This is a genomic window from Priestia sp. AB, assembly GCF_028369225.1.
GTDB classification, from domain to species: Bacteria; Bacillota; Bacilli; order Bacillales; family Bacillaceae_H; genus Priestia; species Priestia megaterium.
Map to the genome: position 1 here is coordinate 49,897 of NZ_JAQMYN010000004.1, position 25,354 is coordinate 75,250.

Consider the following 25,354-nt stretch of genomic DNA (forward strand, 5'->3'; position numbering starts at 1 on the left):
CCGAAGAGGCAACGTTTCTTTTTTTACGAAGAACTTTCTTCGGTAAGTTTTCTTCGATAGTCTCCGGCCTTATCGAACTCTTTTGCGGTGCCGACGAAAAAGTAGGTTACCGTATGATTTTTGTTACCTTGAGTCGTTCCATGTATCATCTTCCCCTGCTTCAATTGCTTTCGCTCTCCATTCTTATTTACATAGAAATATTTATTTCTTGCCCAGCCGCCGCCGCTTAAAAGCGTTTTGGTTTTCCCGACTCCCTGGTCATTTACTTTAAATACAGTGTAGTCTCCTTCTGTCTTGCTGGGGTTGCCGTTATCTTTATCATATTCGACCATAACCCATCCTTTGTACCCTTCTGGTATAAGGAAAATGCTCGGTTGAGACGTTTCATCTGGGCGTCCACATCCAGCTGCGATTACAATCAAGAAGCACAAAATGAGCCACCTTTTCACTTTTTCCAACTCCTTTCTTAATAAAAGACGTGCCTCTATACTGCTTTTAGTTTTTGTTGAAGGTGAGATTATATTCTTTTTGCATCCCTCAATTTTTTCCAGTTCACCCAGTCAAATATGCTATATTTACGTATTGTTTGTCACACACTATTAGCAGGCGTTTACAATTTACATGGGAGGATAACAAAAATGAGCTATGTTTTTTTATTTATTTTGCTCTTTGTCATTCCGCTTTACACACAGCAAAAAATTGTTCGTGCCGACCGTGAAAATACACGTACATTATTACTAAGTGAACACGAGCAATCTGGACATAAAAAAAGCGATTCCCCGTAAAACAGGAATCGCCTTCTTTTAATATGTTAAGCTTCCGGCCACAATAAGGCCGACGGCAACCGACGCTGCAAAAAGAGTTACTCCAACCGCTACATTTCCTTCTTCTACTTTTTTGGCTAGGCTCGTTTTAGGCGTCATAATAAATTCAATAATCCAATATGCCACTACTTGAGTAATGATACCTACTACTCCCCAAAGAGTTGCATCTACCAAATTTAAGCTGTTGCTCCATACAGTAAAAATGACAATAGCAAGCCCAATTCCTTTTCCCCATAACTTCAAAGCGACCGCCACATTGCCTTTTTTTATGAGTTCACGGTCATTAAATTTTGTTGTTAATTCAAATACCATAACTCCGATAAATAATAACCCTAACCCTACCGCTACGTGAGATAAAAAACTCCCTATACTAGCCCAATCAATCCATTGTGTCATTTTTATTCCCCTTTTCATTTTAATCCAATCGGCAAATAGTACGATTCGTTATCCGTAATTTGATTTCCAGCTCGTATTCCTACTGCGCTTGCTTTTCCATTTAATAAAAAGCACCCGTACATGATATGAGCCTCTATTGTTTGCGTTTGAGTCTTCATCGTTGCAGTTGGCAAAGGAATAAACTGTTGATACACAGCCGTGTATTCTTGATATGTCTTATGCTGATCTTCGTCTATTTTGATTCCGTCTTCATTATAAATTTCAACGGTATCTCCCTCACGACCAAAGGATGGTTTCTTCACAAATGCTTGTTTTCTTTCAATAAATGTATCTTCTTCTAAATACGTTGGTAAAAAGTATGTTTCAATGATGTGATGCTCTTCTTTAGTGAAGAAAGGATGATGTTGTTCATGCAAAGCCCAAATGAGTGCTTGCACGGCTTTGGACTGCAGCAAAAATGCAGAAGGCGGATTGATTATGGCTACTTGTTTTTGCTGTGCTAATGTTAAAAGCATGTGTCCGACTTTTTCATGCGTACTCGGATCTTCATCTTCAATTAAATGTTCAAGCGGATAAGTTTGGCGATAGAGTACGTCTATTTTTTGTCCATATTGATCATACACGCCCGCTTCTATATGTTCACCTTCTTCCACTGTAGAGGAAGGGACAATTCGAAGCTGCGATAATGGAACGTATGTAGCATCTACATCGGCTAGCTTCATTAAATAAAGAGTCGTTAACTTATCTTCTTCATGCGTATCGTGCGAAGAAAAAACGACGTTTGGATAGTTCGTTCTATCGAGCTCGTTATAAGCTTCAAAAATGGCGTGTTTTAATGCTAAAGCAAGCTTTTTTTCTTCAAGCTTATTAGGGTTTTGTACTTGAAAATGCCGACAGACTAACTCATTTACATGAAATAATTCTTTAATGAACGTAGGCGTATCCGCATTTAGTTCTAAAAGCTTGATTTGATCAGTCGTAACAGCAAAATCAAGGCGCGAAATCACACTTTCTGTTTCCATCGTTTTCAGTCGTAGGTACGGGAGGCTGTCTTTTGGAAATCCTAAAGAAAAAAGCGTCTGATCATCTAACGAACGAAGTAAAGGTGCAGTTTTAAAAAATAATTCCCCAATTTGATTTGCAGCTTCTTTAATAGAATCAATGATATGAGAAGACTCTGTATGTACGTCATAAAGAGCATACTCTGTTCCGTATAAATCGTGCCAAAAATCTTCAATTTCTTTATAAAACATTTCTCGCTTTTCTTTATGCATTACCCGCCAAAACCGCCTTTAGAGCCGCTCCCAATTCCAGATTTATACGAGCTGCTTGATTTAAATGATTTATAGGCCGATGATGAGGTCAACTGTTTTTTAGAGCCGTAGTAGCGGCCTCCGTGATAATATGAGCCGCTGTGCGAAGAAGAAGAATCTGAACAGTAGTACGTTTGGGTATCTTCATCCCACTTCCACTTGTCACACGATTTATCTTTCGGTTTAGCTGGTCTTGCCTGATCAGTTGAACCGCAGGCAACGAGCGATGTCATTAAAGCTGTGGTCAAAACCCCGGCCATCATTTTTTTTGTTTTTGACATTACGCCTTCCCCCCTTCATACGTTACGCCTGTTTTTGTTACATATAAACTGTACACGCTGCGATCTTCATCAATTTCCGCAGAGTCTCTTTCCCATTCCCATCCATTGTAGTATGTATAAACTGTTCCGATATAGCTTAATACGTCCAAATGCGTATAAAATGAAGAGACGAATAAAATCGGATGTCCTCGAAGTAAATTCAGTTCACGTACTTCTAACGTAATCTCTCTGTTATCGTCTTCTGCTTGCTCTTTCGGCCCATGTTCATGTTCTTTTACATAAATAATATGTATATCTTCTTCGACTGCAGATGAAGTTTGTTTATACGTTACTCCTTCTTTAACAAAAAATTCGCATTCTCTTCTTGCTAAAATTTGTTCAAGTTCAATAGATTGATAGTGATAAATAGATACAAACGTATCATCAGGCTTTAGCAGTCGGTATTCTAACTTCCCCATTGTACAACTCCTTTTGTGACTTTTTTGTGAACGTTCTTTAATAAATACGCACAGATTTTCAAAAAGTTTCAATTTTTCTCATATTAAAAGGCTTAGCTTTAAATAAGCTAAACCTTTATTTTTTTATCACATCTGTCACAACTTCATAACCGCCTGTGTATGGGTCGAATACATATTCAAGCATGCCGTTTCCACGATTGACTTTAAATAGATAACGGTATTTTTTAGGGCTGTCTTTTGCTGGATATACGTATTTTCCTTTTTGGAACTGACTTAGCAAGAGCTGTTCTCTTTGCGCAAGCATTTTTTTTGCTTCATTATAACCATACAGCGGGAGATTTTTGGCATAGAGAACCGGTACGAATACAAGCACAACGACTGAAATCGTAATAAGCCCTTGTTTGAACCACCGCATAAATCTCTTTGGATTTCGCGAAAGTAACATCGTGATGACAATTACTATTAACAAAGGAACAATATATACTTGAACATACGGAATGTTTGCAAATACAGGTCGATTAATCAATAAGACAATTACTTCGATAGCTGCTACTAATACTAAAATAAAATAGACCACTTACTCTTCACACCTCGACGATTCCATGAATTTTATATGTGTTAGAAAGTATTCCCACTCATGAATGAACTCGTCTATTGTATCATAAGACGCAAAAAAAATATCTACGCTTCTCTATTTTACGGAATTCAGATAATAAAAGAGATTGAGACATTACGAATCACCCCAATCTAAAGACGAACAAATGGGATAATGCGCTAGTATGGCCCCCTTGTTACACCGCTGTTGATTTCCGTGCAAGCCTTCGCTTTCCGCAGGCGGCCTCTAAGCCTCCTCATCGCTTGCGCTCCAATCAACAGCTAGAAACACTACATACATGAAACTCCCTTCACCCTAACCATAAAAAAATCTGAACGCATTTGATTCTCCATCAAGAATTAAACACGTTCAGATCTCCCTTTAACTAAGCTACTTTTATTCCATCCTCTTTATTACGAAACTTCTACGTTTCGATTTTGATTATATTTTTTCCCTTGTAACAGTGAGTAAATGATCGCTGCTGCCCACACAATAAGTATGAATGCATATACAGCTATCTGAGTTGAGCTGCTGGATACCCATGTGTTTAAGAGTGTTCGAGCATTTGTTAAAATGATAAACCCACCAACAAGTGAACCAAGCAAGTGAGCCGGGATAATACGAACAAACCATGCAGCAATCGGAGCTGCGATAATTCCGCCAATCATAAGGGCGCCTACCCAGAACCAGTTTACTTGCTCCCAGCCAAGAGAAATTAAAAAGCCAAGTGTAGCCGAGACGGCAATAGCAAATTCACTTGTATCCACGGTTCCAACGACTTTCCGTGCTGTTGTGCCTTTTTTAGCTAGCAATACAGGCGTTGCTATCGGCCCCCAGCCTCCTCCTCCTGTAGCATCAGCAAATCCAGCAATTAACCCTAAAGGAATGGACTGCTTCGTCGATAAAGGTTTGGTGCTCTTTTCTTCGTTTGTTTTAAACGTAAATAAAAAACGAAATAACACATAAACTCCTAGAAGCAATAAGAATGTTGAAACGTAAGGCCTTACTGCATCTCCAGGTAAATTACTTAGAAAGCAGGCTCCTACAAAAGCTCCGATGGAGCCCGGGATAATCAGTTTTAACACCATCGATTTATCTACGTTTCCAAATTTAATATGCGAAACACCCGAAGCTGCCGTTGTTACAACTTCTGCTAAGTGAACAGATGCGGAAGCCACAGCTGGTGCAATTCCAAACGTTAAAAGCAGCGTAGTTGATGTCACCCCGTATGCCATTCCAAGTGATCCATCAATTAACTGAGCTAAAAAGCCAATAAGTGCAAACGTAATTAACTTTTTCATGTTGTCCCTCCACTTTCATCTTCTGTTAGAAAGCACAAAAAGGCCTCCAACAGTTGTTTGCTAGAAGCCTTCGGTATGTCCGATCAGCTGTCCGTTTTATGAATAAGTTGTTTATATTGTAATCCTAACTATTCCTAGAAGTCAACTGTGTTTTTAGTTTTTCTTTTAGTCTATGTATGCTGCTTGGTTATAGTATCAGTAAAATAAAATTCTTCTTGTTAAGTCAACAACATAAAAACGACCGCTCACTTAATAAGGGCGGTGGTTTTTATGCATGTCTTGCCAGTGAGCTAGCACTTCAGGTGGCAAACTCACATCTTTATCTAATGACGTCACATCCATAGAAGCGGGCTCATCGCTATTTATCACTTTTTCTACCCAATCTGGCTGCACAACTAATGCTTGTTCAATCGTAATTAAAGCCAGCCCTTTCTCAAAAGCTTCTGCTACTTCTGTTGCCGTAAGTCCTCCTGTACCCACAAGAGGGACCCGGTGATTGACGTGCTTAATAATCGAAGAAACCAGTGAACGATTTTCTTCACTACTTAAGGTAGGTTCATGCAAAGCACTGATATGTAAATAGTCAATTTCTGTATGAACAAGACGATCAATCCACTCAAATGTATCTTCCACTTTATTTCCTAAATAGCCTTTTTCTTTGGGTGCTAATGTATATCCCACAATAAATGGTTTGCCCGCATGTGCTGCTCGACGCGTCACTTCACGAATAACTTCAAGTGCAAAAGTGAAGCGGTTTTCTGCGCTTCCACCATAAGAATCGCTCCGTTCATTTGCTTGCCTTGACATAAACTGCTGCAGTAAACATTCATTTCCTCCATCAATTTCTACTCCATCAAACCCGGCTTCCATAGCTCTGGTGGTAGCTTCGCCAAACGCTTGAACCATATAAGTTATATCGCGCTCGGTCATTTGAACAGGCTTTTTCCCTTTACGTTTATGAGGCTTTTCACTTGGACTAATGGCTTGCCATTTATTTTTCATTTCTACGCACTTTCTTCCCCCGTGTGATAGTTGAAGAATCGCTTTAGCACCTCTTCTATGAATCATTTGGGTTAGTTGATGAAGCTTTCGTATGACCTGATCACGATGAATGCCGATTTGACCATGTGCTACTTGGCCATTTTCTGTGATAAACGCGGGGCCGACAATTACCGTACTGACGCCCCCTACTCGTTTTTCGTAAAAAGTCAGATCGATATCAGATATTTCTCCGTTTTCCCGTGAAGCGTATGTGAGGATAGGTCCCATTGCTAATCGGTTTTTCATCTCAAGAGCATCAACAAATTTAAAATGCTTAAATAATTTTTCATAGGCTGTCTTCAATTAATTCACCCCTTTTTTCCTTAGCTTGCCCATCTAGAAGCCGAGTAGACATAGGCACAAAAAAAGAAATACCTTCGCCGGCATTTCTTTTTACGTTGTTTTTCTTATTTTTTTAATGGGGTAAAATACAAATTCGCTTTTTCCGACAATCCGTTTTTCATCAATGAGGCCTAGACCGTTGCGGCTATCCATACTGTACAGACGGTTATCACCCATTACAAATACTTCGTTTTTAGGTATTTGAACGGGTTCAAAATCTCCTGTAAGCTCCATATCCATGTTATTGGCAATTTGACGATTCGTTTTTAAATAAGGTTCACTTACTTTTTTATCATCAATATAAAGCTGATCTTTTTTCATTTCGATTTTTTCACCTGGCAGACCGATTACTCTTTTTACATAATGCTTATTCTTAGCCTCATCTTTAATAATCACAATATCTCCGCGGCGAATATCATGGAGCGAATACGACAGTTTATTCACAAACAAACGCTCTCCGTTATGCAGCGTTGGGTTCATTGAAGCGCCTTCTACAATATACGGAGAAAATAAAAATGCGCGAATCATAAATACCAGAGCGATAGCGAAGATAATAGTTTTGAATATGCTGCGTAATTGATCGCTTTTTGTTTTTTCCGTAGTCAATATACTTTGTCTCCTTTGTACAGCTCACTTTTCTTATGTAAAAAAGCAAGAAACCTCTTACTTTAACACTTATTCTAACTTAACCATAGAAAGAACTGAAATCAAATGTTTTATGTTATGTAAAAAAAGAACCTCTAACAAATGTTAGAGGCTTACATTACGCAAGTTTCGTCTTTACATCTCTTATTATAACATTAATTATATAAAAAGAGACTACCTTTTATGTAAAAATTATGTTTTTTACGCAAACTTAACTAAATCTTCACATTTAAAGGCGTTTCTCCATGTATAAAAAGTTGAGAGATACAATACTCTATAATTTCTCTTCGCCGCACGAGTCCAATAAAAATATTTTGATCATCTACAACTGGTACAAAATTTTGTTCAGACGCACGTGACAAAATACTTTCCATTTCATCATTAATGGTGATAGGTTCATAATCACGATGCCTTGGGACCTCTTCAATTCGCAGGTGTTCTAGCTCATGAAGTTCTATATGTTCTAGGCTTTTTAGCTTCCATAGCAAGTCTCCTTCTGCCAAAGTCCCTACGTATTCTCCTTTTTGGTTAATGAGCGGTACAGAAGAGTAGCGGTGATACTCCATTTTCTCCAATGCTTGACGGACAGTTGACCGTGTCGACAGGGTAACGACTTCTTTTTTAGGGAGTAAAAAAACGCAATATTCACTCATATTCTCCTTTTAGTATACATCCATTTTATTGTGATTGCTTTGCTGAATCTGAAACAATATGAATGTCGATGTTATGAGTCTGTCTCATAATCGTATTCACAATAGACCCTTTTCGAATCTCTTCCCACCTTGTCCTGGCTGATTGCCCTAGTAAGATTTGAGTAACGCGATACTGCTTGGCTACGTTCACAATCACTGCAGCTGGTTTTTGCTTTTTAGCTTCTTCAACAATTAGCGAGGCGTGAAAGCGATCAGCGAATTCCCGCCACTCTTTAATTTGTGCTTTTTGCCTTTCAGTTTGCTCGCCTGTAAAAACATGAAGCAGCAGTAAATCTGCTTTCAATCGGTTCGCCATTCTCCAGCCTCTTCGAATCAATTTTTCAGCTGTTTCACTGTATTGAATGCATACTAAAATGCGTTCACGAATGCCTGTTACGCCAATTTCATGGGCATGAATGAGCTTACCGTCCACTTCATCCGCTACTTCTCGGAGCGTTAATTCGCGAAGAGCATGGAGATTCGCGAGCTTAAAAAAAGACTGCAGGCTTTGTTCAATTTTATGAACTTCGTATATTTTGCCTTCACGAAGACGCTTTTGCAGCTGTTCCGGCGTAACATCGACAAGCTGAATTTCATCTGCTTGCTGAATAAATAAATCTGGCACTGTCTCACGAACTTTTACCTGGGTAATGGCATATACGAGATCATGCACACTTTCCATATGCTGAATATTCATTGCTGACATGACTGAAATGCCTTGGTTGAGCAGGTAAGAAACATCTTCAAAACGTTTTTTATGACGGCTTGTCGGAACATTTGTATGAGCAAGTTCATCGATAATTACAACTTTTGGCCGCCTTCTTACAATCGCCAGCAAGTCAAGCTCTTGTAATTCTTTTCCTTTATAAAAAACGGTTTCTCTTTGGATTACTTCTAGATTTCCAATCATCCCTTTAGTCTCGTGCCTGCCGTGTGCTTCTATATATCCAACTACGACATCTACGCCTTCTTTGACTAAATCGTGCGCATCTTGAAGCATTTTATACGTCTTTCCTACTCCAGGCGCCGCACCGATGTAGAGTTTAAGCTTTCCGCGCTTCTGATCATGAAGTTCACGCAATAGTTCTTCCGGAGTTTTTCTTCGAAAGTATGGATGAGCTTCTTTTTCTTTCATTTTTCAGGCCCCTTTATCACACTCGCTTCAATACATGAAGCGAGTGCATGTAATTAGCGCTCTGGTTGAACAGCCAAATTTAGCTCTACTACATTTACTCGTTTTTCACCAAAAGCTCCTTGCTGAGTGTGTTCTTTGATCAGCTCTTTTAGCGTGTTGGTTTTAACGTGCGCCGCTTTTGCAACGCGTTCTACTTGTGCATATGCAGCTTGTGGCGTAATGTCAGGATCGAGTCCAGAAGCTGAATTTGTGACGGCATCAATTGGAATTCCTTCTTTTGGCACCTCGTTTTCTTTTTTCCAAGCCGCTACGGATTTCTCGATACGATTCGTAAGATCTTTATTTGAAGGTGCTAAATTTAACGACCCAGATCCTGCCCCGTTATAATCAATACTAGAGACTCTGCCATGGAAAAATGCATCGCTTGTAAACTGTTGCCCTATGAGCTTAGAACCGATAACTTGATGATTGTTTGAATAGATTAAGCTGCCGTTTGCTTTATTTGGAACAGCTTCCTGAGCAATGCCTGTCATCACAACAGGATAAATAAGACCACAAAGAATTATCATCATAATTGTTAAGCGAACAATTATGCTTCCCGTTCGTTCTATTTGTATCATCGTTTCTTCTCCTCTACATTACAAATGAAAGTAGTAAGTCAATTGCTTTAATCCCAATGAATGGAACCAATACCCCGCCTAATCCATAAATGAACAAATTTTTTCGCAGCAGTGAGTTAGAACTCATCGGCTTATATGCAATTCCCTTCATGGCTAAGGGAATTAACAGCGGTATAATTACCGCATTAAAAATGAGCGCTGACAACACCGCAGATAGAGGTGAATGCAGCTTCATTACGTTAAGAGCCTCCATTTGCGGAATCGCCAAGGTAAACATCGCTGGAACAATCGCGAAATACTTAGCAATATCGTTTGCGATACTGAATGTAGTTAAGGCACCCCTTGTCATTAATAGCTGTTTTCCAATTGAAACGACTTCAATAATTTTAGTAGGATCAGAATCCAAGTCCACCATATTTGCTGCTTCTTTAGCTGCTGAGGTTCCGCTGTTCATTGCTAAGCCAACATCAGCTTGAGCAAGTGCAGGGGCATCGTTTGTCCCGTCACCTGTCATGGCAACTAGCTTTCCTTGCTGCTGTTCGTATTTAATCACTTGAATCTTGTCTTCTGGCTTGCATTCCGCAATAAATTCATCTACTCCAGCTTCTTTTGCAATGGTTGCTGCGGTTAGCGGATTATCTCCTGTACACATGACTGTTTTAATGCCCATTTTACGAAGTTCCTCAAAGCGTTCTTTCATTCCTGGTTTTACCATGTCTTTTAAATAAATCAAGCCATAAATTTTATCATCAGCGGCGACGGCAAGCGGCGTGCCACCGGCTCCTGCAATTTCGTTTGCTTTTTGCTGCAAATCAGAGGGAACCATCCCGCCATTTGACTCTACCCATGCCGTGACGGCGTCCACTGCCCCTTTTCGTACAGATACATTCTGTAAGTCAATGCCGCTCATTCGCGTTTCAGCTTTGAATTCAACAAACGTTCCTTCGGTTTTTCTAAGGTCTTCTACTCCCATGCGGTTTTGAATAAAATCAACAACTGAGCGCCCTTCTGGTGTTTCGTCATAAAGAGAAGAAACAAACGCCCATTTGTAGAGTTCACGTTCGTCTGTGCCTTCTACAGTCGTTAATTGATGAGCCATTCGGTTTCCAAACGTAATTGTGCCGGTTTTATCTAAAATAATTGTATTGATGTCACCAGCTGCTTCTACTGCTTTTCCTGACATAGCGATCACGTTAAACTGCGTGACTCGGTCCATCCCAGCAATTCCAATGGCTGATAATAATCCTCCAATCGTCGTAGGAATGAGGCAGACGAGCAGTGAAATTAAAATAGCCGTGTCCAGTTGAAAATGTAAGTAGTTTGTAAATACAGGAAGCGTCACAACAACTAGTAAGAAAATAATCGTCAGACTTGTTAAAACCGTATTTAGCGCAATTTCATTTGGCGTTTTTTGACGCTCTGCTCCTTCAACAAGCGAAATCATTTTATCTAAAAACGATTCACCTTGCTCACACGTAATTTTAACTGTAATTTCATCGCTGACAACTCTTGTACCTCCAGTTACAGAGTTAAAGTCCCCGCCTGCTTCTTTCATAACAGGTGCCGATTCACCGGTAATGGCCGATTCATCAACAGATGCAAGTCCTTTAATGATTTCTCCATCTCCAGGAATCATTTCGCCTTGTGAAACGATGACGATATCTCCTTTTTTTAGGTGCGATGCCGAAACTTGTATTATTTGCCCTTTTTGAAGTTTATTAGCTGTAATATCACCTTTCGATTGCTTTAATGAGTTTGCCTGTGCTTTTCCTCGACCTTCTGCTAATGCTTCTGCAAAGTTTGCAAAAACAATTGTAAAAAATAACACGAGGGATACGGTAATATTAAAGCATGCGCTTACTGTACTTTCTCCGAAAAGGTCTGGAACAACAGCTAAAAAAAGCGTAATAACAAACCCGATTTCTACTACGAACATGATAGGGTTTTTTATCATCGTTCTTGGACTTAGCTTGATAAAAGCCTGCTTTACTGATTGAATAAAAATCGATGAAGCTTGTTTATCTACAGAACCTTGAATGTGACTGTTACGATCTAATTCAAGATTATTCGTAAAATTCCGTTTATTCATTATAATCCTCCGTTTTCTTGATTACAGTGTCAAATACTCAGCAACCGGCCCAAGTACAAGCACTGGGAAAAACGTAAGTGCTCCTACAATAACGGTAGTTCCAATTAAAATGCCGCTAAATAAAGACGTATCCGTTTTAAATGTCCCAGGTGTTTCAGGAACAAGCTGCTTAGATGCTAGTGAGCTCGATACCGCCAGCATCGTAATTAGTCCGAAGTAGCGTCCAATATACATAACAATTCCTGTAGAAATGTTCCAAAACGGAGTTGCGTCGCCGAGTCCTTCAAAACCGGATCCATTGTTTGCTGCTGACGACGTAAATTCATACAGTGCCTGGCTTAACCCGTGAAAGCCTGGATTTGATATACCTTCCATTCCTAAATGAGTAGTGAGCGCTACGGCTGTTCCTCCTAAAATTAACAGCGGCTGCAGAATAAGCGTTACAGCGATGAGCTTCATTTCTTTTCCTTCAATTTTTTTACCTACGTATTCTGGTGTTCTGCCAACCATTAAACCTGATAAAAATACGGCGATGATGACGTACATCATGACATTCATAAATCCTGCTCCGACACCGCCAAATACGGTATTTAACATCATATTGCCAAGCGTCAATAACCCGGTAAGAGGCGTAAGGGTATCGTGCATCGCGTTAACCGCGCCTGTTTCACTCGCTGTCGTCACGATGGCGTACAGAGTTGACATGCCGACACCAAAACGAACTTCTTTTCCTTCCATATAACCGCTCGCTTCATTTAAATGAAAAGCATCAAGTCTTGGGTTGCCGCCCCACTCTGTTACAAACGCTGTACTTAAGATAACAATAAAGAGCATACTCATCGATATAAACAAGATGCGACCTTGTTTACGCTGTCCGATCATTTTTCCGTACGTAAAAGGAAGTGCAGTTGGCAATAAAAGCATAAGGACGATTTGTAATACATTGCTCCACGCATTAGGATTTTCAAATGGATGAGCTGAATTGACACCAAAAAATCCCCCTCCGTTGTTGCCTAGCTCTTTGATTGAAAGAAAAGAAGCAACTGCTCCCCTTGCTATTTGCTGTGTTGCCCCTTCTAATGTATGGGCAGTCACCGTTCCGTTTAACGTTTGAGGAACACCTAAAAACGCAAATAAAATGCCTGTTATAAAAGCGATAGGAAGTAAAACACGCGTAATTGATTTCACAAAATCAACAAAAAAGTTTCCCATTTCCTTCCCTGCCAACCCGCGAATAAAAGCGATTGCTACTGCAAGTGCTGTTGCAGGTGCAGCAAACATCATAAATACAACGGCGGCCATCTGCGAGAAATAAGACAAACCTGATTCACCGCTGTAGTGCTGCAAGTTCGTATTTGTCATAAAACTAATGGCCGTGTTAAAAGCAAGGGCCGGATCCATTCCTTTGATGTGGCTTGGGTTAAGCGGCAGTACCCCTTGAAACCGGAAGATAAGATACACCACAAAAATCATGAACGTATTCGCCAAAACGAGAGCAAGTGCATATTGCTTCCACGTCTGATTATGCCCTTTAATTCCTGCCGCTTTAAACATCACCGATTCTATCTTCCCTACTAAGCTAGTGTTTTTATCGTTTGAAAACACATTCGCTATATAAATACCTACGGGCTTTGCAATAAGCGCTACAAAAACAAGCAGCAGCGCAACTGATAGTAGAAAAATCCCCACGTTTTATTCCTCCGCTTATTAAAATTGTTCTGGATTTAACAGTACATATACTAAATAAATTAAAACAAGAACTGAAATACCTAGCAAAATGAACGACATGTTCACTTCTCCTCTCTTTCGTCTACTACATGAGACGACCAGCAAATAATTCCGTACATAGCAGCTGTTAATATGGCAAGTGTTCCAAGCATGATCGTATCCAAGTTGCTCCCTCCTAACTGTTTCTTACCACCAATGATTAAGCGTAGCGACTGTTTCTGTGCGTAAAGCATCACGCCCAAGTGAGCTAGCAGCGAAAGGTTATCTTTGATTGTTTAATCCTCACGTATTGTTGATCTCGTTTTAAAAGCCCTACTATATCCTCTTTACGGTGCAGACATAACCTGCTCTCCTATTTTCCCCATTAAAAAAACCGCAGAAGAGAGTCCTCTTCCGCGGTTTAATGCACGACAAATAAGCCGTGATCGACACGAATTTTTTTACTCCCAAAACGCTTACGGAGTTAGCTGTCGGATTCGGGTTATGGAAGTAACCCTACTCAGTTAAGAGATTCACCCCTAGTACATACGTACAAAATATTGGGTCCCCCGCTCATGATTGATTAAGCGTATATTTGTTATTTAATTTTTAGACTTAATTATGGTTTTTCCTGCTGCGTTTAATACTTTGATTAGCTAACGTAGACAAATAGCGGTTTGCTAGATCAAAAGATTGCTGATCGCATATTGCTCGATATTCAATCATTTGAATCATTTGCTTAGGTAGATGCATCTTGACGCTCCTTTCACCTATATTTTGAAAGGAACGCGCTATCCGCTGCTATAGAAAACGGCCACGATTACACCATCCTCTCTCTTAACGCTTACGAAGTTAGCTGACGGGTTCGGGTCAAGAAAGTAACCCTACTCAATTATGAGATTCACCCCTAATAATTGGGTCCTCCGCTCTTCCCCTCTCTTTCAGGAAAGACTCAGCGTGTCACTGTGGAACGTTTCATGAGAGTAATCTTACTCCTGTTAAAATTTACTGTCAACAACATTTTTTGAAATTTTAAAAGCTTTATTTTTCCATGGGTATTCATTATTTTAAAATAATAGATTCAAAGAAAAAAAGGTTGTGATATAACTAAATGTATCCCTTCTAAAGACGAACAAATGGGATACATCAGCTGAGCCGATTGTGACACTGCAATTGATTTTCGTGCAAGACTTCGCTTTGTCCTCCAATCAACTGCTAGAAGGATCTGAACAGGTGAAACCTACGTTCACTTTAACAAAAAAAAAACGAACCACTAATCAAAAACCTTGATCAATAGTTCGTTTTTTACTTCGGCTAAAGTACGTTTGTCTCAGCCTCTTTTTTTAGTTCATTTTCTCAATTTCATTTACAAGAATTGAAATGGCATCCGTTTTTGTTGCTTCACGCATTGTACGCTTCATCGTACTTGCCTGCTGCTGAAGCTCATTTACTTCACGCAAAAACACTTCCTTTGTTAACTGTTCTTCTTCCACAACCATACAGTAGCCTTTTTTCTTAAAGGACTGTGCATTTAAAATTTGATCTCCCCGGCTTTGTGCTTTTGACAAAGGAATAATCATCATCGGTTTATGAAGGGCTAAAAACTCAAAGATAGCATTTGATCCGCCGCGTGTAATCACATAATCAGTGGCCGCTAGAACATCTGGAAGCTGTTCATTTACATATTCTAACTGACGGTAGCCCGACTCTTTTTCAAGGCTTGTATCAACATTGCCTTTTCCGCACAGGTGTACAATTTGAAATTTCTTTTGCAGTTCAGGCAAGGACTCTCGAACAATTTCATTGATGCGACGTGCTCCTAAACTTCCGCCCATAATGGTTAAAATTGGGCGCTTATCATAAAAACGAAGCCAGCTTTCCCCGTTCGCTGCGCTTCCGCTAAATAATTCTTTTCGAATAGGTGAACCAACAACCTGCACTTTTTCTTTTGGAAAATAGTTTGCCGCTTCATCAAAAGAAGTGAAAATTTTAGTGGCAAATTTCTGCGCAATTTTATTTGCCAGTCCCGGTGTTAAATCACTTTCATGAATGAACACGGGAATGTTTAGAGATTTAGCAGCCATTACAACAGGAACTGTGACAAAACCGCCTTTTGAAAACACAAGAGAAGGCTTTAACTTTTTCAGCACGCGACGTGCATCGCCAACTCCTTTTGCTACTCGAAATACATCTTTTACATTTTCCATATCTACGTATCGACGCAGCTTCCCGCTTGAAATCGCATGATATGGAACGTTTAATTTTGTAATTAATTCTTTCTCAATACCATTGTGAGAACCGACATAATGGATATCCCATTTTTCACTGTCTAATTCTTTCATAATGGCAATGTTTGGTGTTACGTGTCCAGCTGTTCCGCCTCCGGTAAAAACGATAACTTGCTTACTCATTTTTTCTTCCTCTCTTTACTTCACTTAATCGATCTGTTTTGACATCAATTTTTATCTGATCTTTTTAGCATGCAATCTGACATGTAAAACGATGGTTTTATTATAGCATTTTTCTTTTTACATATGTATGATAAGGCGTATAAAAGCATGCTATACTTTTCATAGGGAGTGATGATAATGAACAAATCTGCACCCATAGTAAAAGGTGATACGGTAGATTCCGAAACGCGCTGTACGCACTATCATACGGATAAAGATATTATCGCAATAAAATTTTATTGCTGTAATACATATTATCCATGCTATCAATGTCATAACGGATATGCTGATCATGATATTAAAAAGTGGCCAAAAGCTATGTTTAATGAAAAAGCTATTCTTTGCGGAGTATGTAAACATGAGCTATCAATTCATGAATATTTAACCTGTAACTCGACTTGCCCTCACTGTCGTTCTTCTTTTAATCCTGGATGCAGCCTGCATGGACACATTTATTTTGAACAAAAAAGCTGAACAAAACATTGTTCAGCTTTTAAAATAACTGCTCATCTATATTTATAATGGAAGGAAGCAGACCTGGGAACAATTCCTCAAGTTCTTCTAAACGCAAGGAATAATAGTGCTGCGTACCTTCTATACGCAGTTTGATAATTCCAGCTTCGCGAAGTACTTTAATATGATGTGATAGCGTTGATTTTGATACATTTAATTTTTGATAATACGAACAGGTCTGCTCCTTTCTTGTCGCTAAACACTGTACAATTCGCAGCCGGTTAGGATCACTCAACGCGTGTAAAATAGGCGTTAATTTAATTTCAGATTTCGGTGGTTGATAAGGTTTTCTCATGCTTAAAATATAACACAGCTTCTTTTGTGTATCAATGTTCGATAACTTTCGAACTAAATTCCTTGCACTGTTATTTAATCGGTGTTATAGTTTCATTGTTCGATGATATTCGAACTTATCTTCATTTTAATCATAAATTGAATGAAAGATTAAAAACAAAACAAATAATATAAAGCACCATCATTATTAAAGGAGGAATCACCCATGATTCATTTACAAGCTTCAATGAAAGTTAACTCAGCAAAAAGAGAAGAATTTTTAGAAAACGTACAAGAACTAATTAAGCATTCTTTACAAGAAGAAGGAAACAGCAACTATCAACTATTTGAAGATGCTTTTACACCTAACACATTTATGATGATTGAAGAGTGGAAAAGCGAAGAAGCAATTCAAGCACACAATAAATCAGCTCACTTCCAAAGTTTTGTAGCATTTGCTCAAACTGGCGTACTTGTAGCACCTTTAGATGTAAAAACATTACAAGGTTAATCATAACTTCTTTGAAAGGATGACGCCTCATGAATGAAGCAATTCGTACAATTCAAGATCATCGTTCTATCCGTCAGTATACAGACGAAGCAGTAAGTGACGAGCATTTAGATACAATTATTCAATCTGCTCAGTCAGCCGCTTCTTCTATTAATGGACAGCAAGTGACTATTATTAGCGTCCAAGATAAAGAAAAGAAGAAAAAACTTTCAGAGCTTGCCGGCAACCAAGCGTGGATCGACCAAGCTCCTCTATTTTTAATCTTTTGTGCAGATTTTAATCGTGCTAAGATTGCAGCTGAACTTAACGATGCTCCCCTTGGCGTAACCGATGGGCTTGAATCAATTTTAGTCGGGGCAACTGATGCTGGAATTTCTTTAGAAGCCGCAACAGTTGCAGCAGAATCACTCGGTTTAGGTACAGTCCCAATCGGAGGAATTCGCAGAAAGCCGCTAGAAGTCATTGAACTGCTCGATTTACCGGAATACGTATTCCCAGTAAGCGGTCTTGTGGTTGGACATCCGGCAGATCATTCTGCGAAAAAGCCTCGATTGCCACAAGCTGCTGTGCACCATCGTGAAAGCTATAATCACGACTTAAAGTCATTGATTCAAGACTATGATGCTGAAATGGCAGAGTATATGAAAAAGAGAACAAACGGTGCTGATGACCGCAACTGGTCACAAACTGTATCAGCTATTTATAAAACCATTTATTATCCAGAAGTTCGAGCGATGCTCGAAAAACAAGGATTTAAATTCGAATAACCAAAAGCTGCGATGAACATCGCAGCTTTTTTATCTACTTTAACAACGTGCTGAATAGACTAAAAGTAATACTCAATAAATGAGGTGTTGATATGGAGTTTATTTTAATTTGTAATTTTCTTTTAAGCGCAACCGCAGCGTTTTTATTGGTGCCGGCTTTTACAAAAAAGCACACTCTTCACGTGACTTTACTTTCTCTCCTTTTCCTCCTTTCAATTGTTCCGACTTTTCTTCTTGCTAATCCACATATCGGCGTTTTACCTTGGGCTATTCGAGACGGTCTTCTATTGTTCGCTGCTTTCCTTTTCTTTTGTTTAACCTTCACTTCAAACAAATGGAAAACGCTTTTGTTTTTTCTTCTATTTTTACTGTCGATTGCTCCTCTTTCCTACGTCGTATATGATGACTTCACGCATACGTATATAGATGCCAATATTGGGCTTGGCCTAGGCTTTTTACTGACATGGCTCTTAACAGCTCTGTACAATATTTTGGCTATTCTTCGTTTTTTTCGTCAGAAATCTCAGTAAACACATCAAAAGTTAACAAACAAACGAATAGTTGATTTTATTTAGTATACGCTAACAACTGCACAGTCCTTCTCTTTACATAAAGCTGTGTATACTAAAAAAGGAGTGATACTTGATGAAACGACTATTCGTAATGGTAGCAGTGATTGCCTTCTTGGCACTTAGCCGCATGTTAGTATTTGCCGCTGAAACACCTCCTGCTGCAGATGAGCGAACAGCTCAAAATGCAGAAGTTCGCATCGTTCATGCTTCACCGGATGCTCCGGCTGTAGACATTTTTGTGGATGACAAAGCTTTAGTAGAAGGAGCAAAGTTTAAAGATGTCGCCAACTCTTTGCCTTTGGCAGCCGGTTCTCATAAAGTAGAAGTATACGAAGCGAAGACAAAAGGAACAAAAGATTCCATCATCGAAGTTACCCTTGTTGTAGACGGTGGAAAATCGTATACAGTGGCCGCTGTAAATAAAGCAGAAAACCTTGAACTACAGGCTTTCACGAATAATAAGCAAGGAATGGATGGAAAAGCAAGCTTACGTGTTGCTCATTTATCTCCTGATGCTCCTGCGGTAAACGTAGGTCCTAAAGGTGCTGCTCCTTTATTTAAAGATCTGTCTTTTAAAAGCATTTCAGGTTATCAAGTAGTAAATCCGGGTTCGTATGATCTATCTGTTTCCACGGCAGATGGAAAAGAAATACTAAATCTTCCTGGAACAAATCTTCAAAGTGGTAAAAACTATACGGTTCTCGCAGTAAATACTGCTGACAAGCTTGAGCCCATTGTTTTACAAGATAATTAATTAAAAAAAACGTCATTTCAATTGAAATGACGTTTTTTATAGACTGCGCTGAATGAATTCCTCTTTTTTGTACTCATAGGTAGAAATATCGTTCCACAGTCGTTTTGAAAGCTCGTATTTCATACCTTCATATTTTTTTCTAGCACGTTCGTTCGAGCGTAACTGCTCCCTGAAATTAATTCGTTCGTTCCAGTAAGGTGATTCACTGACCGTTACGTACACATGACTTCTTCTCGCATCATGTGGAATGAGCTTACGGGCATTTTTAGCTGTCATAATTGGAGGGTAGTGTGCAGCTGGAACGCCTTCTTTTAATAAGACAAACATCTCTTTTTCCGCTACATATACGTGAGATTTATTTTTTAATATAGCGCGCACTTCATTTATATCTTCTTCGCGTTTGACTCCGATTAAAATATCAACGATTGGTGAACCAGCCAATCCTGGAACGGACGTGCTTCCAATATGTTCGATGTCTACTGAAAAATCTTTTAGTGTATTAAGCAACGCTTCTTTTTCCATTTGATACAAAAGCGACCACTTTGTTTCATACTGAACAATCTTTCGCATATCAGTTTCCACCCTTTCACTTTTTTATACTGTACCATGTTTCAAAGTAAAAAGAAAGAATTTTCTAACTATTTACTTTTAGTTTATGCTACGAGCTTTACACCCCTCCAGACAGGCTTTGTATTATTTTATATATTTTTGTTATTTTTATTCTAAATGTTTCATAATTGTGGATGTTTCCTCCTCCAAAAGATAGATAAGCTTTTATTTTCTATCTCTCCTCTATCATATTCACACTCAGCTGTTTTATACTATTTTACGTTCTTACTAGTAGAAGACATATCCTCAAAATGTAGATGAACAAAGGATTAAAGGTCTTTAATATCGCTAAATTCTACCTTTAATATAACTATATTTTACATTAATGTAAAATTTACCCCTAATGATGACGGCTAGTTCAAATTCATTATACAATTGAATTTCGACATATAGTATGATGGATAATATCGGTATTATGAGATAATAGTAGATTTAACTCAAAATTTTGGACTATTTGCCGATATATGCTTTGTATACCAATAACCTTATGTTGAAATTTGTAATTTGCAAGGAGGAAAAAATGAATAAAAAACATGTCATGTACACAGCCGTTTCTTCTGTTCTTTTAAGCTCTTCATTGCTTTTGCATTCAATTGATGCAGATGCAGCTGAATCGGCCAAAGTAACTGCTACATCGTTAAATGTACGTGCAACACCTAGTACAAGCGGTGCTATCGTTGGAAAAATAACGAAGGGAAACACCGTTGATATAGTAGATGAAAGCAAAGGATGGGCTAAAATTACCTATAACGGTAAAGAAGCTTGGATTTCATCTCAATACATAAATAAAACGCAAATAAACAGTACGTCTACCGCAAATTCGACATCGAAGTCAGCGGTCGTTAATGCGAGCTCATTAAACGTTCGCTCTTCTGCAAGCACAAGCGCATCCATCGTGACAAACTTACCGCGAAATGCAAAAGTAACGGTGGTAAAAGAAAGCGGGTCTTGGTCACAGATTAAAACGGCAAGCGGTCAAACGGGCTGGGTAGCAAGTCAGTACCTACAAGCAAGCTCCGGTTCTTCTACACCGACTAATGACTCTGGTTCTGCGGCAACCAAGCCAGCGGTCGTTAACGCCAGTTCATTAAACGTTCGTTCTTCTGCGAGCACAAGCGCGTCCATTGTGACGAACTTACCGCGAAATGCAAAAGTAACCGTGTTAAAAGAAAGCGGATCCTGGTCCCAGATTAAAACAGCAAGCGGCAAAACAGGCTGGGTAGCAAGTCAGTACTTACAAACAGGTTCTGGACAGTCTTCACAAACAGCCCAGTCGATTCAAATTACAAAAGCTTCAAATTTACGCACTCAGCCGAGCTTAAGTGCTGGAATTATCCGTGTAGCAAAAGCAGGTGAAAGATTCAAAAAAGTAAACGAAACGAATGACTGGGTGCAAATTCAGTATTCTGCCAGTCAAACAGCATGGGTATCAAAAGGGTTAACAGCTGCGGCTGATTCTACAACTTCAGCTAGTTTGCCTTCCTCATCTGCTGCTTTAAAAGATAAAATTATTGTAGTAGACGCTGGGCACGGCGGATATGATCCTGGCACGTCAGGCAAGTCATCGATTGAGAAAAATTTAGCGTTAACAACAGCAAAACTTGTGGCAAGCCGCTTAGCTAATGCTGGAGCAAATGTATTTATGACGCGTTCAAACGATACTTTTATTTCACTGAGCGGACGGGTGAATGTTAGTGAAGCAAAGCATGCAGATGCATTTATCAGCATTCACTATAACGCGTCTACTTCATCTTCTGCAAACGGCATCGCATCATTTTATTACAGTGAATCTAAAGATAAAGAATTAGCAAAATACATTCAAGAAAGCATGGCTGAAAACGCGCCTTCTATGAAGGATATGGGGGTTCGTTTTGGAGATTATTATGTTACTCGAGAAAACAACCAGCGGGCTGTACTTCTTGAATTAGGCTTTTTATCAAATGCTCACGATGAGCAAATTGTTTCTTCTAACGCGTATCAGCAGCAAATATCTACAGGTATTTACCAAGGGATCGCTCGATATTTTGCAGCTAATAAATAATAAAAGCCCTCATAATGAGGGCTTTTATACTACCAGCTTGCTTTTTTGACTCCTGGAATTTGTCCTTTGTAGGCCAATTCCCTAAACGCGATGCGTGACATTTCAAATTTTCTAAGATAGCCTCGCGGACGACCGGTAACGCGGCAGCGATTATTTAAGCGCGTTGGCGAAGAATCTCTAGGCAATTTTTTTAACGCTTCGTAATCTCCTTTTTCCTTCAGCTCTTGGCGTAATTGCGCATACTTCGCTACCATCTCTTGACGTTTTTGTTCTTTTACCACTTTTGATTTTTTAGCCAAACTCTTTGTCATCCTTTCGTTTTAATAATTTTTATTTGAAATACGTAATCATTACGATTTAATTATTTTGAGCAAGTCACTTTTTAAATTTAATCATATTTTCTTCATTTTTTCAACTTGTTTGCTTTCACGCTTACATGTACTCTACCTCCATGCTGCTGTACAAACATAAAAAAAATTGTATGTCAAATGTAATTAATTCCTGCATCTCCTATATCATACAAAGAGCCCTACATATTCCATATTGTAGGAGGATTTGTATTTACAGATAATATTTCAATAATATTACAGTTCATTTACATATTAATAACTTCGACAAATTTAGCGGTTATCTAGTATATAATCATCTTAGAAATTCCAAAAATAATATTTTGCGTACTCAATAAAATATAAAAGTAAAGGTGATTAAAAAATGAAATCGACTGGTATTGTAAGAAAAGTAGATGATTTAGGTCGTATCGTAATTCCTAAAGAGTTAAGACGTGTTCTTGAAATAGATGTAAAAGATCCTGTTGAAATTTTTGTCGAAACAGATCGAATTATTTTAAAGAAATATGAGCCGAACGGTGCTTGTGCGATTACTGGCGAAGTATCTTCTGACAACGTAACAATCGCAGATGGCAAATTAACTTTAAGCCGCGAAGGTATGGAGTTATTACTTGAAGAATTAAAACAACGTAATTTCTAATAAAAAGAAAAGCAGCTGCTCACATGCAGCTGTTTTTCTTTTTGTTAAAGTTTTTTCTTCGCTTTCTGATTTCCAGATGCTATACTCAGGAGCGAATACATAATAAAGGAGCCTTTCATCATGACAGTTGAACAAATTACTCATCACTTTTTAGCACATCGAAACGTAACTAATGAATTAATCAACAAAATTGAAGCAGGTCACTACGAATACAAGCCTGCCCCGACATCTATGTCCGCTTTTGACTTATCTACGCATATTTTAACATCCTTTTATGCATTTGCATCAGTGGTAAAATCCGGTGATTTATCGCCACTTGGTCAAAAAGCTGATTTTAGCGGTAAGTCATTATCGGACCTTGCAGCTGAATATACCCAAAAAACAGTAGACGTATTACGTTCACTTAGCGAAGATGATTTAAACAAAACAATTGACGCCACTGCAGCGTTTGGAAGAAAGCTTCCTGGAAGTCAACTTTTACAAATGGCCATTGACCATGAAATTCATCATAAAGGAAATTTATACGTCTACGTACGTGAGATGGGTCATACGGATCTTCCTCTTTTTGTTCAGTTTGGTTAAGTTAATGGTTATAAAATAGTTCGTGCTTGTAAGCGCCCAAGCTAGAAGTTTGGTGCGCTTTTTCTTTGCAGTTTTCGGCATAATAAGTAAGATATATGGTATAATTCTATCAATAACTTCATATCTACTATTCAAAGCTTGTTTCTTCTTATAAAACGATAGTCATCATCTTTTACAAAGGAGGAATCACTTCATGAGTCAAACTGTTAACCAACAAAAAATTGCTCAAGTGTATCATCTTCCGTTTGTTTCTTCATTTGGAGGAAGTGCTATGAACCTTCTTTCTCCTCAAGCTGGCGAACATATTTTAGATATTGGCTGCGGCACTGGCGAATTTATTTCGCAGCTTCATAAGCTTCATGTCCTTGCAACGGGCATCGATTGCTCTGAAAATATGATTGAACAAGCTCGTCATCAGTACCCAACTCTATCCTTTGAACAGTTAAATGCCCTTAACCTTCCTTATTACGAACAATTTGACGCAGTTTTTTCAAATGCAACTTTACACGACATCCGTCCCCCTCACCTTGTCATTAAAAACATTTACAATGCTTTAAAACCAAACGGCCGATTTGTAGCAGAATTTTGGGGAAAAGGAAACATGGACGAAATTTTTACAGAAATCATCCGTCAATTTAAAACGTTTGATATCCCTTATAACGATGTAGATTTCCCATGGTACTTTCCTTCTGTAGCTGAATATTCTTCTCTTTTGGAGTCACAGAATTTTCAAGTCACCACGGCTATTCACTACAGCCGTCCCTTTTTGTTAAAAGGGGAAAATGGCTTGCGTAATTGGCTGGAAACAAATGCAGCCCCTCTTTTTGCTCACGTGACGACAGAAACTAAAAATGTCCTCATTACGCGCTTAGAAAATCGAATGCAAGACAAACTATTTCAAAATGGATCTTGGCTAGCAGAAGCTAAACATATACGTGTACATGCTGTAAAACGAGATTAAAAAATGGACGTGATTCTATTCACGTCCATTTTCGTTAAAGTGCAGCCAATATCCTTTTCCTCGAATCACTTCGATTTCTAAATATGTTCCTATTTTTTTTCGAACCCGGTAAATCAGCGCATTCAGCTCTTCTGCTGCTACTAGAATTTCTCCATTTGACTCTACTCGTTCAGGCCAAACGCTTTTTTTTAATGCTTCTTTTGAAACAAATTGATTGTTGTATTCTAGAAGATAAGCTAAGCACGCATATTCTTTATCTGACAGAATATACGTTTCCTCTTTTACTTTTACTTTCTGCAAAATTGGATCTAATGTGTAAAATGGCTTATTTATTTGTTTTAGCAAAGGTCCTAAATCAAGGGTTGCATCCATATCATCATTTCTAAATACTAAAGCTGCCTCCTCATTTGCTAAGGTAATGACATCCTGCTCTTTCAATAAAAGAGGGGTTCCAGGCTGTAACTCTTCTCCGTTTACTTTTGTCCCGTGTTTACTAAACAAGTCTGTAATGAAAAAGGCATTGCTTTCGTACGTTACTTCAAAATGCTTGCGTGAAATGTAAGCACTTTGAAAGGCCAGATAAGGCTCCCATTCTTCACTGCTTCGTCCGATAATACAGGCTTTATCTTTTGGAATAGGCACGGAAGCTCCTTCATAAAAAGGAGCACCGTTCCGAATAATCAACATACCGTTCATTGTTTGCTCACACTCTTTTTTAAAATTTTCTGACTCTTATCATGTAATTATAACACTCACATTTATTGAGATTTCTTCCAACTTTGGATAACATCATAGTATAGTCAGTTATATGATAAAGGTTGTTGCCATGTAAGTAAACCTTTAGAGCAGTCCTTTTCTAACTGAAAAAATACGTATTCTTTGCCCTGCTGTAACG

General features: G+C 38.7%; 31 protein-coding genes and 2 riboswitches. Of the genes, 10 read left to right on the plus strand and 21 right to left on the minus strand.

Annotated features, from left to right (window positions below; translation table 11 throughout):
* Positions 1–23 precede the first annotated feature (23 nt).
* Positions 24–449 carry a DUF6843 domain-containing protein gene (locus POF52_RS13180; RefSeq protein ID WP_013083801.1) on the minus strand — a complete coding sequence of 142 codons (426 nt, stop codon included), beginning with the start codon at positions 447–449 and terminating at the stop codon, positions 24–26.
* Positions 450–638: 189 nt separating this feature from the next.
* Here POF52_RS13180 and POF52_RS13185 point away from each other — a divergent pair, with 189 nt between their 5' ends.
* Positions 639–785: a hypothetical protein gene (locus POF52_RS13185; RefSeq protein WP_016764718.1), complete on the plus strand. Its 147-nt coding sequence runs from the start codon at positions 639–641 to the stop codon at positions 783–785.
* 18 nt (positions 786–803) lie between these two features.
* Here the strand turns inward: POF52_RS13185 and POF52_RS13190 are convergent, their stop codons facing one another.
* The 16 genes from POF52_RS13190 to POF52_RS13260 form a co-directional block, all read right to left on the minus strand.
* On the minus strand, positions 804–1,220 hold the full coding sequence (locus tag POF52_RS13190; protein WP_095379327.1) for a DUF350 domain-containing protein: 417 nt from the start codon (positions 1,218–1,220) through the stop codon (positions 804–806).
* 14 nt (positions 1,221–1,234) lie between these two features.
* Positions 1,235–2,494, minus strand: coding sequence for a glutathionylspermidine synthase family protein (locus tag POF52_RS13195; protein WP_128820336.1), 1,260 nt, complete (start codon positions 2,492–2,494; stop codon positions 1,235–1,237).
* Positions 2,494–2,814: a hypothetical protein gene (locus POF52_RS13200; RefSeq protein WP_013057715.1), complete on the minus strand. Its 321-nt coding sequence runs from the start codon at positions 2,812–2,814 to the stop codon at positions 2,494–2,496. The genes POF52_RS13195 and POF52_RS13200 overlap by 1 nt, the downstream gene beginning before the upstream one ends.
* A complete protein-coding gene (locus tag POF52_RS13205; RefSeq protein ID WP_271993139.1) occupies positions 2,814–3,272 on the minus strand; it encodes a hypothetical protein in 459 nt (152 codons plus the stop codon). The genes POF52_RS13200 and POF52_RS13205 overlap by 1 nt, the downstream gene beginning before the upstream one ends.
* 115 nt (positions 3,273–3,387) lie before the next feature.
* Entirely contained in the window at positions 3,388–3,849 is a 462-nt protein-coding gene (locus POF52_RS13210; protein WP_013083806.1) for a hypothetical protein, read from the minus strand.
* Positions 3,850–4,280: 431 nt separating this feature from the next.
* A complete protein-coding gene (locus POF52_RS13215) occupies positions 4,281–5,168 on the minus strand; it encodes a sulfite exporter TauE/SafE family protein (RefSeq protein ID WP_013057718.1) in 888 nt (295 codons plus the stop codon).
* Between the two features lie 249 nt (positions 5,169–5,417).
* Positions 5,418–6,512, minus strand: coding sequence for an oxidoreductase (locus POF52_RS13220; protein ID WP_271993140.1), 1,095 nt, complete (start codon positions 6,510–6,512; stop codon positions 5,418–5,420).
* Positions 6,513–6,602: 90 nt separating this feature from the next.
* Positions 6,603–7,157, minus strand: coding sequence for a signal peptidase I (gene lepB / locus POF52_RS13225; protein WP_013057720.1), 555 nt, complete (start codon positions 7,155–7,157; stop codon positions 6,603–6,605).
* A 254-nt stretch (positions 7,158–7,411) separates the two neighbouring features.
* Positions 7,412–7,849 carry a CBS domain-containing protein gene (locus tag POF52_RS13230; protein ID WP_271993141.1) on the minus strand — a complete coding sequence of 146 codons (438 nt, stop codon included), beginning with the start codon at positions 7,847–7,849 and terminating at the stop codon, positions 7,412–7,414.
* Between the two features lie 25 nt (positions 7,850–7,874).
* Positions 7,875–9,023 (minus strand): KdpD-like non-kinase potassium sensor, encoded by a 1,149-nt coding sequence (kdpDN, locus tag POF52_RS13235; RefSeq protein WP_271993142.1) that lies wholly within the window; start codon positions 9,021–9,023, stop codon positions 7,875–7,877.
* 53 nt (positions 9,024–9,076) lie between these two features.
* Complete coding sequence (gene kdpC / locus POF52_RS13240; protein WP_271993143.1) at positions 9,077–9,643, minus strand: potassium-transporting ATPase subunit KdpC; 567 nt, start codon at positions 9,641–9,643, stop codon at positions 9,077–9,079.
* Between the two features lie 13 nt (positions 9,644–9,656).
* A complete protein-coding gene (gene kdpB, locus POF52_RS13245) occupies positions 9,657–11,732 on the minus strand; it encodes a potassium-transporting ATPase subunit KdpB (protein ID WP_271993144.1) in 2,076 nt (691 codons plus the stop codon).
* A 21-nt stretch (positions 11,733–11,753) separates the two neighbouring features.
* Positions 11,754–13,415, minus strand: a complete 1,662-nt coding sequence (kdpA, locus tag POF52_RS13250; protein ID WP_271993426.1) for a potassium-transporting ATPase subunit KdpA — start codon at positions 13,413–13,415, stop codon at positions 11,754–11,756.
* A gap of 24 nt (positions 13,416–13,439) precedes the next feature.
* The gene (kdpF, locus tag POF52_RS31165; RefSeq protein WP_063611563.1) at positions 13,440–13,520 is read right to left on the minus strand and encodes a K(+)-transporting ATPase subunit F; all 81 of its coding nucleotides are present in this window, start codon (positions 13,518–13,520) and stop codon (positions 13,440–13,442) included.
* A gap of 378 nt (positions 13,521–13,898) precedes the next feature.
* Positions 13,899–14,039: riboswitch (cyclic di-AMP (ydaO/yuaA leader) on the minus strand.
* A gap of 15 nt (positions 14,040–14,054) precedes the next feature.
* Positions 14,055–14,192 (minus strand): hypothetical protein, encoded by a 138-nt coding sequence (locus POF52_RS13255; protein WP_271993145.1) that lies wholly within the window; start codon positions 14,190–14,192, stop codon positions 14,055–14,057.
* A gap of 72 nt (positions 14,193–14,264) precedes the next feature.
* A riboswitch (cyclic di-AMP (ydaO/yuaA leader) is annotated at positions 14,265–14,407 on the minus strand.
* 375 nt (positions 14,408–14,782) lie between these two features.
* Positions 14,783–15,850 (minus strand): undecaprenyldiphospho-muramoylpentapeptide beta-N-acetylglucosaminyltransferase, encoded by a 1,068-nt coding sequence (locus tag POF52_RS13260; protein ID WP_016764730.1) that lies wholly within the window; start codon positions 15,848–15,850, stop codon positions 14,783–14,785.
* A gap of 177 nt (positions 15,851–16,027) precedes the next feature.
* Here POF52_RS13260 and POF52_RS13265 point away from each other — a divergent pair, with 177 nt between their 5' ends.
* Positions 16,028–16,363 carry a CHY zinc finger protein gene (locus POF52_RS13265; protein ID WP_016764731.1) on the plus strand — a complete coding sequence of 112 codons (336 nt, stop codon included), beginning with the start codon at positions 16,028–16,030 and terminating at the stop codon, positions 16,361–16,363.
* A gap of 19 nt (positions 16,364–16,382) precedes the next feature.
* On the opposite strand, the gene POF52_RS13270 is transcribed toward POF52_RS13265, so the two are convergent.
* Positions 16,383–16,697 (minus strand): ArsR/SmtB family transcription factor, encoded by a 315-nt coding sequence (locus POF52_RS13270; protein ID WP_013083811.1) that lies wholly within the window; start codon positions 16,695–16,697, stop codon positions 16,383–16,385.
* Between the two features lie 204 nt (positions 16,698–16,901).
* Here POF52_RS13270 and POF52_RS13275 point away from each other — a divergent pair, with 204 nt between their 5' ends.
* The 4 genes from POF52_RS13275 to POF52_RS13290 all read left to right on the plus strand — a co-directional run bounded on the left by POF52_RS13275 (position 16,902) and on the right by POF52_RS13290 (position 19,279).
* Entirely contained in the window at positions 16,902–17,186 is a 285-nt protein-coding gene (locus POF52_RS13275) for a putative quinol monooxygenase (RefSeq protein ID WP_271993146.1), read from the plus strand.
* 29 nt (positions 17,187–17,215) lie between these two features.
* Complete coding sequence (nfsA, locus tag POF52_RS13280; RefSeq protein ID WP_016764733.1) at positions 17,216–17,953, plus strand: oxygen-insensitive NADPH nitroreductase; 738 nt, start codon at positions 17,216–17,218, stop codon at positions 17,951–17,953.
* 92 nt (positions 17,954–18,045) lie between these two features.
* A complete protein-coding gene (locus POF52_RS13285; protein WP_016764734.1) occupies positions 18,046–18,483 on the plus strand; it encodes a hypothetical protein in 438 nt (145 codons plus the stop codon).
* A 115-nt stretch (positions 18,484–18,598) separates the two neighbouring features.
* A complete protein-coding gene (locus tag POF52_RS13290) occupies positions 18,599–19,279 on the plus strand; it encodes a DUF4397 domain-containing protein (RefSeq protein ID WP_271993147.1) in 681 nt (226 codons plus the stop codon).
* A 36-nt stretch (positions 19,280–19,315) separates the two neighbouring features.
* On the opposite strand, the gene POF52_RS13295 is transcribed toward POF52_RS13290, so the two are convergent.
* Positions 19,316–19,849 (minus strand): GrpB family protein, encoded by a 534-nt coding sequence (locus tag POF52_RS13295; RefSeq protein WP_013083815.1) that lies wholly within the window; start codon positions 19,847–19,849, stop codon positions 19,316–19,318.
* Between the two features lie 559 nt (positions 19,850–20,408).
* On the opposite strand from POF52_RS13295, the gene POF52_RS13300 reads away from it, so the two are divergent.
* Positions 20,409–21,929 (plus strand): SH3 domain-containing protein, encoded by a 1,521-nt coding sequence (locus POF52_RS13300; RefSeq protein WP_176584165.1) that lies wholly within the window; start codon positions 20,409–20,411, stop codon positions 21,927–21,929.
* Positions 21,930–21,958: 29 nt separating this feature from the next.
* Here the strand turns inward: POF52_RS13300 and rpsN are convergent, their stop codons facing one another.
* Positions 21,959–22,228 carry a 30S ribosomal protein S14 gene (gene rpsN / locus POF52_RS13305; RefSeq protein ID WP_013083817.1) on the minus strand — a complete coding sequence of 90 codons (270 nt, stop codon included), beginning with the start codon at positions 22,226–22,228 and terminating at the stop codon, positions 21,959–21,961.
* A gap of 412 nt (positions 22,229–22,640) precedes the next feature.
* Between rpsN and POF52_RS13310 the strand changes: the two genes are divergently transcribed.
* The 3 genes from POF52_RS13310 to POF52_RS13320 all read left to right on the plus strand — a co-directional run bounded on the left by POF52_RS13310 (position 22,641) and on the right by POF52_RS13320 (position 24,459).
* Complete coding sequence (locus tag POF52_RS13310) at positions 22,641–22,916, plus strand: AbrB/MazE/SpoVT family DNA-binding domain-containing protein (protein ID WP_013057736.1); 276 nt, start codon at positions 22,641–22,643, stop codon at positions 22,914–22,916.
* A gap of 120 nt (positions 22,917–23,036) precedes the next feature.
* The gene (locus POF52_RS13315; RefSeq protein WP_013083818.1) at positions 23,037–23,498 is read left to right on the plus strand and encodes a DinB family protein; all 462 of its coding nucleotides are present in this window, start codon (positions 23,037–23,039) and stop codon (positions 23,496–23,498) included.
* 193 nt (positions 23,499–23,691) lie between these two features.
* Positions 23,692–24,459, plus strand: coding sequence for a class I SAM-dependent methyltransferase (locus tag POF52_RS13320; RefSeq protein WP_176584167.1), 768 nt, complete (start codon positions 23,692–23,694; stop codon positions 24,457–24,459).
* Between the two features lie 15 nt (positions 24,460–24,474).
* Here the strand turns inward: POF52_RS13320 and POF52_RS13325 are convergent, their stop codons facing one another.
* A complete protein-coding gene (locus POF52_RS13325; protein ID WP_271993148.1) occupies positions 24,475–25,155 on the minus strand; it encodes an FHA domain-containing protein in 681 nt (226 codons plus the stop codon).
* Between the last annotated feature and the right edge of the window lie 199 nt (positions 25,156–25,354).

Bases quoted from the DNA above. Each gene is read 5' to 3' on its own strand.
- POF52_RS13185 (WP_016764718.1), top strand. From the start codon at position 639: ATGAGCTATGTTTTTTTATTTATTTTGCTCTTTGTCATTCCGCTTTAC.
- POF52_RS13190 (WP_095379327.1), bottom strand. From the start codon at position 1,220: ATGACACAATGGATTGATTGGGCTAGTATAGGGAGTTTTTTATCTCAC.
- POF52_RS13195 (WP_128820336.1), bottom strand. From the start codon at position 2,494: ATGCATAAAGAAAAGCGAGAAATGTTTTATAAAGAAATTGAAGATTTT.
- POF52_RS13200 (WP_013057715.1), bottom strand. From the start codon at position 2,814: ATGTCAAAAACAAAAAAAATGATGGCCGGGGTTTTGACCACAGCTTTA.
- POF52_RS13205 (WP_271993139.1), bottom strand. From the start codon at position 3,272: ATGGGGAAGTTAGAATACCGACTGCTAAAGCCTGATGATACGTTTGTA.
- POF52_RS13215 (WP_013057718.1), bottom strand. From the start codon at position 5,168: ATGAAAAAGTTAATTACGTTTGCACTTATTGGCTTTTTAGCTCAGTTA.
- POF52_RS13230 (WP_271993141.1), bottom strand. From the start codon at position 7,849: ATGAGTGAATATTGCGTTTTTTTACTCCCTAAAAAAGAAGTCGTTACC.
- kdpDN (WP_271993142.1), bottom strand. From the start codon at position 9,023: ATGAAAGAAAAAGAAGCTCATCCATACTTTCGAAGAAAAACTCCGGAA.
- kdpC (WP_271993143.1), bottom strand. From the start codon at position 9,643: ATGATACAAATAGAACGAACGGGAAGCATAATTGTTCGCTTAACAATT.
- kdpB (WP_271993144.1), bottom strand. From the start codon at position 11,732: ATGAATAAACGGAATTTTACGAATAATCTTGAATTAGATCGTAACAGT.
- kdpF (WP_063611563.1), bottom strand. From the start codon at position 13,520: ATGTCGTTCATTTTGCTAGGTATTTCAGTTCTTGTTTTAATTTATTTA.
- POF52_RS13255 (WP_271993145.1), bottom strand. From the start codon at position 14,192: ATGCATCTACCTAAGCAAATGATTCAAATGATTGAATATCGAGCAATA.
- POF52_RS13260 (WP_016764730.1), bottom strand. From the start codon at position 15,850: ATGAGTAAGCAAGTTATCGTTTTTACCGGAGGCGGAACAGCTGGACAC.
- POF52_RS13265 (WP_016764731.1), top strand. From the start codon at position 16,028: ATGAACAAATCTGCACCCATAGTAAAAGGTGATACGGTAGATTCCGAA.
- POF52_RS13270 (WP_013083811.1), bottom strand. From the start codon at position 16,697: ATGAGAAAACCTTATCAACCACCGAAATCTGAAATTAAATTAACGCCT.
- POF52_RS13275 (WP_271993146.1), top strand. From the start codon at position 16,902: ATGATTCATTTACAAGCTTCAATGAAAGTTAACTCAGCAAAAAGAGAA.
- nfsA (WP_016764733.1), top strand. From the start codon at position 17,216: ATGAATGAAGCAATTCGTACAATTCAAGATCATCGTTCTATCCGTCAG.
- POF52_RS13285 (WP_016764734.1), top strand. From the start codon at position 18,046: ATGGAGTTTATTTTAATTTGTAATTTTCTTTTAAGCGCAACCGCAGCG.
- POF52_RS13290 (WP_271993147.1), top strand. From the start codon at position 18,599: ATGAAACGACTATTCGTAATGGTAGCAGTGATTGCCTTCTTGGCACTT.
- POF52_RS13295 (WP_013083815.1), bottom strand. From the start codon at position 19,849: ATGCGAAAGATTGTTCAGTATGAAACAAAGTGGTCGCTTTTGTATCAA.
- POF52_RS13300 (WP_176584165.1), top strand. From the start codon at position 20,409: ATGAATAAAAAACATGTCATGTACACAGCCGTTTCTTCTGTTCTTTTA.
- POF52_RS13310 (WP_013057736.1), top strand. From the start codon at position 22,641: ATGAAATCGACTGGTATTGTAAGAAAAGTAGATGATTTAGGTCGTATC.
- POF52_RS13315 (WP_013083818.1), top strand. From the start codon at position 23,037: ATGACAGTTGAACAAATTACTCATCACTTTTTAGCACATCGAAACGTA.
- POF52_RS13320 (WP_176584167.1), top strand. From the start codon at position 23,692: ATGAGTCAAACTGTTAACCAACAAAAAATTGCTCAAGTGTATCATCTT.
- POF52_RS13325 (WP_271993148.1), bottom strand. From the start codon at position 25,155: ATGAACGGTATGTTGATTATTCGGAACGGTGCTCCTTTTTATGAAGGA.